The sequence below is a fragment of the Dolichospermum sp. UHCC 0259 genome, assembly GCF_009711935.1.
Classification (GTDB): Bacteria; Cyanobacteriota; Cyanobacteriia; order Cyanobacteriales; family Nostocaceae; genus Dolichospermum.
Genome location: NZ_VIKX01000057.1, coordinates 1 through 10183 on the forward strand (window position 1 = coordinate 1; position 10183 = coordinate 10183).

Below are 10183 nucleotides of genomic sequence, written 5' to 3' on the forward strand. Positions count from 1 at the left end.
CCTACTTCTACCTACCCTATAAACTCTCGAAAGTGGGGGGAGAGTGAAAAACTACTATTTAATTGCATTGGAAAGTAAATTTCTAAATAAGTGATGTAATAATCTTTCATCCATCAGCGTATTTGTATTGTGACTCTGACAATTAAAAACTATTTCATGCCCACCGTCTTCAATAAGTTCAAATTCTTCAATTAGTTCTTGACAAAATTTTTCTAAATTAATCAATTCTGGATGATAATTCAGCATTCCTGCCTCTGCTTTACCCATAAAGAGGACATCTTTCATGAGTTTTTCCATTGATTCTACAGCACCGTAGATTCGTTTTAAGTATTTATTTCTTTTATCTTCCGTTAAATTATTACCTTGAATTTCTATCAATTCTACTGCGGTTTGAATTACACTCAAAGGATTGCGAAATTCATGAGAAACAGTAGAAATAAATAAGGATTTAAGGTGATTAAGTTCCTGTTCTTTTTTTAAAGATTGCTCTAAGTATTCTCTGTGACGACGTTCACTTAAATCCCATAATACAAGCACAACACCACTAATTTCATGAAGTCGTCGCATTAACAAAGAAGCACTATTAGCAATTGGTATTTTTGTGCTATTTTTAGTAATTAAAGCCGCAAATTCTCTTAAAGGCAAAGACTGTTTCTGTCGCAGCACTTTTGTCACAGGATTTTCTATTTCTTCACCTGTAACTTCATCAATCATATTGATAATTTCTGATATATTCTTACCAAGACATTCTGTTGCTTGCCAACCAGTAATTTTTTCGGCCGCAGGATTAATAAATGTGATGATACCCTGTTCATTTGTAGCGATAACAGCGTCACTCATCGAATTAAGTAAAGTTGCCAATTGATCTCTGCTTTCTCGTAATTCACATTCCAGCTTGTGTTTTACTAAGGCAATTTCTATAGATATACGTAAATCTCTAATCGTAAATGGTTTAACAACATAACCAAAAGGTTGGGTCACTTTTGCCCGTTCTAAAGTCTGTTCATCACCATAAGCCGTTAAGAAAATTATCGGAATATCTAATTGTTCATGAATATAACCAGCAGTAGTAATACCATCCATTTCACCTTTGATAATAATATCCATTAGGATTAAATCTGGTTTAGTCTCTGAAGCCTGACTAATGGCTGCTTTTCCAGAAGAAGCTTTACCTATAACTGTATATCCTAATTGATCAAGTTGACTAGCAATAGTTCTAGCCACAATTACTTCATCTTCAACTATTAAAATTCTAGCTAGACCCATTTCTTATTTATTCATGCGAAGTGAACTGTGAAAATTGAATATTAAATATAGTTCCCCGATTACGTTCGATAGTAATAGAACCTTCTAGTTGTTCCGTAACCAAATCATAAACCAGTGATAGACCTAAAGAAGTTGTAATCCCCCAGTCTATATTATCAGCTAAACCAATACCATTGTCTTGAATCCTCATTGTAATATCATAATTCTTATTTTTATGTAAGTTAATACTAATTTCACCTGAAGTTATATCAGGAAAAGCGTGCTTCAAAGCATTTGATATGAGTTCATTAATAATTAATCCACAAGCGATCGCTTGATCAACATTTAAAATAACTGAATCAATGTCAGTTTGTAAACTAATTTGACCAGGTGTGATCTGATAGGAAATTAATATTCCTGTCACCAGATTATTAATATATTCAGCAATATCAATTTTACCAATATTAGGATTAGTGTATAAATTTTTATGAATTAGAGAGATTGACTCAATCCGATTTTGACTATCTTGGATAGCTTTGAGAATTTGTGGATCTTTAATTGTCTGTGCTTGTAGATGCAATAAACTAGAGACAATTTGCAAATTATTTTTAACTCGATGATGAACTTCTTTTAATAAAATTTCTTTTTCAGCTAAGGCACTTCTCAGCTTAACTTCGGCTTGTTCTCGTTGTTGAAGTTCACTTTTGGCTTGTTGTAATATATTTGATTGTTGTATAGCAATGGCAATTTGTACTGTGAGTTGATCAAGTAAATCTAATTGATTATCTTCCCATTCACGAAAGTTAGAGCATTGATGAGCAATCAGTAAACCCCAAGGCGCAGAACCTCTATTTTCTTCATTTACTTCCAGGAGAATAGGGACAACTAAATTCGCTTTAACTTCAAATTTTTCTAGAAGTTGAATATGACAATCAGTTAAACTAGCTTGATAAATATTAGAAATTGCCCGTTTACGTCCTTGATTATAATTAGATATGACCTCTTCTTGAAAACAAGTATCGTGAATATCCTTATCTAAAGTAACCGTCCATCCCGGCAATACAGATTCTGCCATAATTTTACCACTCATATCTGGATAAAATTGATAAACTACAACTCTATCAACTTGTAATAAATCACGGACTTCTTCAACTGTTGCATTCAGAATATCCTGGAGATGTAGGGATTGATGAATACGCTCAGAAACTTTCCGCATCAATTTTTCTCGTTCAGCTTGAGCTTTTAATATGCTTTCATTTTGCTTACGTTCTCTAATATCTTTACCAATACCTATAATATTTCTATTGGGTAATTTTACATTAGTCCAAGATGTATCCATGATCGAACCATCCTGTAAATGAGTCTTAAAATCCTGCCAAACTGGTTGTGCAGACTGAACAAAATCAATCACTTCTTGACGATATTCTTCATCAGGATATAATTCTGCAAAGATATTACGAGTTTGGAAATCTTGCAAAGAATATTTGAGAGTTTCTTCTAAATTTTGATTAACCCATTGTACCTGATAATTGCCATCAATTAGTGCAATCATTAAAGGAATATTTTTAAATATTGTCTGCAAAAAATCATTTTGTTCTTGAAGTTTAACCTCAGAGTTTTTTCTATCAGTAATATCATTAAATAATTGCAATACTGCTGGTTCATTGTTATATTTTAAATATCGCCAATATGTAATTAGCCATAAATTAGTACCATCGGCTTTATTTAGTTGAATTTCATGATTATGCAAACAGCCATTTTGGTTAAAGGTTGTTAGTAACTTGTCCCAATCAGATTTATCGTGATATAAATCTGAAATTCTTTTCTGTAATAAATCATCTGGAGAAAATTTAAATGTGTGTAAAAACTCTGGGTTAGCATAGATAATTATGCCATCAGATAATCGAGAAATGACCAAAGGAATAGGAATTGCTTGAGAAATTACTCGAAATTTAGCTTCACTATCTTGTAATTTTAGTTCTAGTTTTTGATACTTACTCAAATCTTGTATATGAATTAATATAGCATTTTGACTATTATATTGAATAGTATTAGAAGTAATTTCTACAAAAATAACCTTGCCATTTCTGCAAGTATGTCGCCATTTTCCAAAATTACATAAACCAGACCTATTTTTAGCAATATAAGCCAGTAACATAGGCATATCTTCGAGGGGATGAATATCAATAATTCGCATTTGTAAAAATTCTGACTTTGAGTAGCCATAGTGAGTTATAGCTGCTTCATTAACATCTAAAAATCGCAATGTATCGCCATCATAAATCCACATAGGACTAGGATGATGCGTAAATAGAAGATGAGAGTTCCATTGGCTATTTTCTAAAAATTTATGCTGGTGTAAATCTAAAAATCTCATTACTTGTTTAGCTAAACCCTTTAACCCTTTTGCCTCAGTGATAGTTAAAGTGCGAGGCATAATATCCATTACACACAAAGAGCCTAAAGCAAAACCCTGAGCATTAATCAAAGGAACTCCTGCATAAAATCGGCAATAGGGATTAGAGACAACAAGAGGATTACTGGCAAATCTTTCATGTTGTAAAGTATCACGAATAACTAGAATTTCTCTTTCTAAAAGAATATGACTACCAAAACTTAAATCACGAGGAATTTCTGATATATCAATCCCAATTTTTGACTTAAACCATTCCCTTTTTTCATCAACTAAACTAATTAAAGCAATTGGTGTGTTGCAAATATCTGCGGCTAGTTGGGCAATTTCATCAAATACAGTTTCTGGTGCTGTGTTGAGAATTTGATATTGATTAAGTAATTTGATGCGTTGACGTTCATTATTAGGTAAAAACATAGTTTTTGATATAGTAAGTTGATGAAAATAAATCTAAATATTCATGAATATATGTAACAAATTGTATAATTAATTCCGTGTTCCTACAATCTATCTCAGGATTGATGACAAAATATAATGGGAGTATATAAAACTTGACAGTTCAGAGGGAACGGGCAACACTATGGCTTACGCCACGCTTCGCTATCGACAAGTCTTACAGTGAGCTTGTCGAACTGCTCAGTGCATCGCACGCAGGGAACAGAAAAAACTCATCTTTAAAAACATGAGATTGAAATATTGATACTGTTTTTTTTCGTGCTACGCATCTTGGAAAAACATCTTTTTTTTGACTGAGCTTTAAACTCACCAACTAAAAGTTTCTTATCTGTTCCCTGTTCCCCGTTCCCTTTTTTTGTAATTGTAGTGGTTAAATCATAGGTATAGTTTCAAATTTGGGCATTATAACTTTATGAAAGTACACATTTCTCAAGGATTAAAGCGCCGTCAATTCTTACTACAAGCAGCAGTGACTACTGGTACTCTGATCACAACAAATATGTGGTCTAAATTAGCTGTAGCTCAGACACCCGCATTGATTACATTAGATAAAAACCGTCCTATTACACCTTATGGTGTCGCTAGTGGTGATGTTAACAATAATAGCGCGGTGATTTGGAGTCGTAGCAACAAACCTGCTAGAATGATCCTAGAATATGCTACTGATGAAGGTTTCCGTAACAGTCAACGGATTATAGGCAAAGTTGCCACAGAATATACTGATTTTACAGCCCGAACATACTTGGATAATTTACCACCAGGTCAAGATATTTTTTACCGTGTCACCTTTCAGGATTTAGTTGATTCTAACATTTATAGCGCCCCGGTGAATGGCCATTTGAAAACTGCACCTCAAGGAAGAGAAAAAGATATATTATTTGCATGGTCTGGAGATACCGCAGGACAGGGTTGGGGAATTAATTCGGAATGGGGAGGAATGAAAATTTATGAATCTATTCGGAAATTTAATCCTGACTTTTTTATTCATTCTGGTGATTATATTTATGCTGACAATCCTATTCAAGCTGAGGTTAAATTAGATGATGGGAAAATTTGGAAAAATATCACTACAGAAGAAAAATCAAAGGTTGCGGAAACTCTCAAGGAATTTCGCGGTAATTATATTTATAATCTTTTAGATGAAAACATTCAGCGGTTTAATGCCCAAATTCCTCAACTGGTACAATGGGATGATCATGAAGTGCGAAATAATTGGTATCCTGGGCAAATATTAGATGATGACCGCTATGAAGTTAAGGATATTTCTCTCTTGGCTGCACGGGCAAAACAGGCATTTTTAGAATATACGCCTATTCGCAGAAATGTTAATGATAGTAACCGTATTTATCGTCATTTTAATCATGGAGAATTATTAGAAATTTTCATGTTAGATGAACGCAGTTATAGAGGTAAAAATTCTCCGAATAATCAGTCAATAGCTAGTGAAAAAACCGCATTTTTAGGATATTCACAAATAAGTTGGTTAAAGAATAAATTAAAGAGTTCAAAATCCACTTGGAAAGTAATTGCTAGTGATATGCCAATTGGGTTAATGATTAAAGATGGTAAAACTGATTTTGAAGGTTTCGCTAATGGTGACGGAAAAGCATTAGGAAGAGAATTAGAGTTAGTTGATTTATTGCGATTTATTAAACAGAATAATATCCGTAATGTGGTTTGGTTAACGGCTGATGTTCATTATGCCGCAGCCCATTATTATCATCCCAATAAAGCCCAATTTACTGATTTTAAGCCTTTTTGGGAATTTGTGGCTGGACCTCTTAATTCTGGAAACTTTGGACCAAATCAATTAGATAATACTTTTGGTCCAGAAGTAAAGTTTCAAACTTCATCTCCAGAGATAAAACTCAATCAACCACCAAGTTCAGGTTTACAGTTTTTTGGCATGATTAAAATTGATAGCAAAACAGAAGTTTTAATGGTTACTTTGCACAATTTAGCAGGAGAAAAACTCTATAGTGTGAACTTAGAACCAGAAATTTAAGTAATAATTGAAGATTGATATATAATAGTTTATACACTTAATAAAAAAGTGAGAGTATATGATGGTTAACGGCGACTCTACGGCTAAAAATGGTTTTCCAGACCATACTCAACTGCCAGAGTCTGATAGTAAGCTTGTAAAAAATTGGCAAGAACATTTTCAAGGCATTTTACTAACAGAATCTATCAAACCTATATTACAAAAATACCACCCAGATGGTCAATATTGTATTGGACAGGATTTAGGTATCTATTGGAAAATGACTTACACCTTAGAATCCGGTGCCGAATTTCCCAAATGGTTTTATGTGCCGAATGTGCCACCTGTTATCAATGGTGAAATACGAGATTCTTATGTACTTTGGCAGGAATTTATTGCTCCATTAATTGTCTTGGAATTTGTTTCTGGAAATGGTGATAAACAACGAGATAAAACTCGCTGGAAAGGTAAATTTTGGATTTATGAACAGGTAATTCATCCGGCTTTTTATTGTATTTATGAAGTAAACAAAGCCAGTATAGAAGTTTATCATTTTATTGAAGGACAATATCAATTATTAGCAGCCAATGAACGTGGACATTATCCGATTGCAGTTTTGGGAATTGAGTTAGGAATTTGGCAAGGTAAATATCAAAATCTGGAGTTACCTTGGCTACGATTCTGGGATTTACAGGGTAATTTGTTGTTAAGTGGTGAGGAAAGGGCAGAATTAGAACGTCAGAAAAATGATCGTCTAATTGCCCAATTAAAGTCCCTGGGTATTGAACCAGAAGTTTAATGATGATGTGGTGATTATGGTTAACATTGTCAGTCAGCAGGGAAATAATTTCTTTCTCCTTTCTCCTTTCTTCTTTCTTCTTTCTTCTGACTCCTTTCTTCTTCTTTCTCCTGACTCCTGACTCCTGACTCCTGACTCCTGACTCCTGACTCCTTTCTTCTGACTCCTTTACTTCTACCTTGGTTTTCCTAGTGTCGTAATATAGATGACTGCTTCATCCGTAGGGATACCCAAGACATCATTTACTTGGTCATCAAAAAAGCCAGCGATACCACTGACACCTAAGTTAAGACGAATGGCTGCTAAATTAAGCCTTTGTCCTAAAATACCTGCATCTAAGTGTAAATAACGGTAAACACGATCTCCATATTGAGCGATCGCATTTTTTAAATCAGCGGTATGAAATAATACTGCACCTGCATCTCTGCCTAATTCCTGTCCTAAACATAAGAAATGTAATTCACGACGGAAATTTTTAAACCGAATTTGCCGTAATTCTTGGGCTTTAGGTGCGTAATAATAACAGCCTGGATCTAATCCTTGCACTCCAGAAACAGCTACAAATGTTTCTATTAAATTCAAATCAAAATAATCAGGGTGAGGGTCTAAATTTTGGTCAATATAATTTTGTGGTTGATAAGTAAAATCCAGTAAAGCTTTCAGTTCATCAAAACTTAAATCATCACCAGTATAAGCACGAGTTGAACGGCGTTTATAGATGGTATTTGATAAATCTGCTAAATCTTCTCCCCAATAAATTGGTGTAGTTCGAGTCGAAAATTTTTCACAAAAAGGTAAGTTATACTTATCTTCTAAAGACTGTTCTAATTCCACATTTGGTAAATTTAACTTACTACTATTATTCACCGGAATTTGAGTATTGAGATGAAAATATTTCAGCAATTCACCATCAGGAATAGATGGATAATTAGTGGCAGTTGTCGAAGGTAAAGCCGTCCGTCCTAGTGGTAAATTTTGGCGGACATCTAACAAATCTGCCAAAGCTAAAACAGCAGTTGTTCCTTCTTGTTCATGATCAATATAAAGTAATTCATTAACAGCTTCATCAGCAAAACCGCCAATTAAATGAGAGCGATAATCGGCAATATTGCAAGCCAACTCAATATTACTTAAAAGATGCCCCGTGTCCAGAAAAATTCGCCGATAAGCCCTGTCTTCATAACGCCAAGCCGAACGATAAAAAACCGCAGTTGTAATAATAGCTAATTGGGTACTTTCTAGGGAAGGATGCCAAAAACAAGCAGATTGTAAACTTTGCCAAACATCACTTTCCCAAAAGTGCATTAAAGAATGAGTTCGACATTGATAGTTATACAGTCCCGGCGGTAATAATGGTGTCCCGCGAGAAACTAAATATACTTCAGCCGGATATAATCCCCCCGCACTAGGGGCAGAACGTAAGTATACTGTATTACCCAAAGAAGGCATTTTTGCCGTGAGTCCATAACTGTGAAATAATAGTTGAGAAAGCCGCCACCACCATTTGGTATCTTGGTTATTGGCAACAGTTACCGCTGTTTCTTGCAGATAAGGTTTAAGGTCAATATCAGAACCAATTTTGTACTCTTTGAACGGTACTGGCTGTTTATTCCAGTCTAAATTACGACTTTTAGAAGCCAGGGTTTCGGGGTGGTACTTAGTCCGGTCGTGATAGTGTTGGGAAATGGATTGTTCTATTTCTGGCATAGTAATTTTAATATCCTTGTAGTCCTACTTTTGATTTTGACATTTATTAGTTCCATTAATTCGTACTAATCAGTACAATTATCAAAATTAAAAATTAACTCCAAAAAAGTGATTTTTCTGGTAAAATTCCCTCTTCCCCTGTCATGGAAAAGATTGACAAAATGATGCCTGTACGTCAAACTCTATCAACATCTGATATTCAACTTTCTTATTTAGAATGGAATCAAGGTCAAGAACCATTACTGTTATTACATGGTATGGCTGACCATGCCTTGGTTTGGTCTAGTTTGGCAGATTATTTAGCAGCAAATTACCATATAGTTGCGCCAGATATGCGTGGTCATGGTGAGAGTAGTAAACCAGAACACGATTATACCTTTGCCAGTGCGATCGCTGATTTGGAAGCATTAATGGACAAACTAGGATGGTCTGCGGCTCATATCGTCAGCCACTCCTGGACAGGGAAATTAGCCGCTATTTGGGCTAGAGAGAACCCAGCCAGATTAAAAAGTATCACCTTAGTAGATCCCATTTTTATCTGGAAAATGCCCAGTTTCCTAAAAATTACATTTCCTCTCTTGTATCGCGTCTTACCTTTCCTCAAAAGTATGGGACCCTTTGCCAGTTACCAAGAAGCTGAACAAAAAATTAAACAACTCAGTCAATATCAAAATTGGAGTTCTTTACAACAGCAAGTTTTTCAAGCCGCAATAGAACAAAAACCCAACGGGACTTGGGGTAGCAAATTTACCATAGCCGCCCGTGATGGCATTTTTGACGCAGTTATGGAAGTACCAGGTTTTATTCACCCAATTGACACACCTGCCCTCTTTATACAACCAGAAAAAGGTGTAAACCGCCAAAATTGGCAAATTCAACCTTACAAAACCAACCTCAAAAACTTAAATCTGTGTCAAGTTCCCGGAAATCATTGGCCATTCTTAACCAACCCCACAGAATTTAATCAAACAGTCGCCACTTTTCTAGCATCACAAACATGAGATATAGCAGGAGTCAGGAGTCAGGAGTTAGGAGTTAGGAGTTAGGAGTTAGGAGTTAGGAGTTAGGAGTTAGGAGTTAGGAGGAAGAAAGAGCAAAGAAGAAAGAAGAAAGAATTAAGTAGAGGCGCAAGGAAGGGAAATATTCTTTTGCAACTGACCAATCACCAATTACCAATCACCAATTACCAATCACCAATTACCAATCACCAAATTATGACCCTTTGCATTAATCCAGTTTGTTCTCAACCCAACCATCCAGATAATGACGAAAACCGTTTTTGTCAAAGTTGTGGTTCTCAATTGGAATTAATAGGACGTTATCGAGTATTACGTTTATTGAGTGATAAAACTGGATTCGGCAAAATTTACGAAGCCTACCAACAAGACACCCCAAAAATCCTTAAAGTCCTCAAAGAAGAATTAACAAATGATAGTAAAGCCTTAGCACTATTTCAACAAGAAGCCAACGTTTTACAACAACTAAATCATCCAGGGATTCCGCAAACAGAAGGTTATTTTCCCTCAGGGCTATTTCATTCTAAATAATTGCTTGAGTGTGCTAAGACCAAAACCAGCGA

General features: G+C 35.0%; 5 protein-coding genes and 2 pseudogenes. 4 read left to right on the forward strand and 3 right to left on the reverse strand.

Annotated features, from left to right (window positions below):
* Positions 1-57 precede the first annotated feature (57 nt).
* Positions 58-1266, reverse strand: a pseudogene (locus tag FJR05_RS04540) (response regulator); the annotation flags it as partial.
* A 7-nt stretch (positions 1267-1273) separates the two neighbouring features.
* Complete coding sequence (locus tag FJR05_RS04545) at positions 1274-4075, reverse strand: GAF domain-containing protein (RefSeq protein WP_168643000.1); 2802 nt, start codon at positions 4073-4075, stop codon at positions 1274-1276.
* Between the two features lie 451 nt (positions 4076-4526).
* Here FJR05_RS04545 and FJR05_RS04550 point away from each other — a divergent pair, with 451 nt between their 5' ends.
* Positions 4527-6119: an alkaline phosphatase gene (locus tag FJR05_RS04550; RefSeq protein WP_168643001.1), complete on the forward strand. Its 1593-nt coding sequence runs from the start codon at positions 4527-4529 to the stop codon at positions 6117-6119.
* A 58-nt stretch (positions 6120-6177) separates the two neighbouring features.
* Positions 6178-6897 (forward strand): Uma2 family endonuclease, encoded by a 720-nt coding sequence (locus FJR05_RS04555; protein ID WP_168643002.1) that lies wholly within the window; start codon positions 6178-6180, stop codon positions 6895-6897.
* Between the two features lie 174 nt (positions 6898-7071).
* On the opposite strand, the gene FJR05_RS04560 is transcribed toward FJR05_RS04555, so the two are convergent.
* Positions 7072-8604 (reverse strand): SagB/ThcOx family dehydrogenase, encoded by a 1533-nt coding sequence (locus FJR05_RS04560; protein ID WP_168643003.1) that lies wholly within the window; start codon positions 8602-8604, stop codon positions 7072-7074.
* A 164-nt stretch (positions 8605-8768) separates the two neighbouring features.
* On the opposite strand from FJR05_RS04560, the gene FJR05_RS04565 reads away from it, so the two are divergent.
* Positions 8769-9605 carry an alpha/beta fold hydrolase gene (locus FJR05_RS04565; protein WP_168643004.1) on the forward strand — a complete coding sequence of 279 codons (837 nt, stop codon included), beginning with the start codon at positions 8769-8771 and terminating at the stop codon, positions 9603-9605.
* Positions 9606-9818: 213 nt separating this feature from the next.
* Positions 9819-10124 (forward strand): annotated as a pseudogene (locus tag FJR05_RS04570) (4-Cys prefix domain-containing protein); the annotation flags it as partial.
* Positions 10125-10183: the final 59 nt, after the last annotated feature.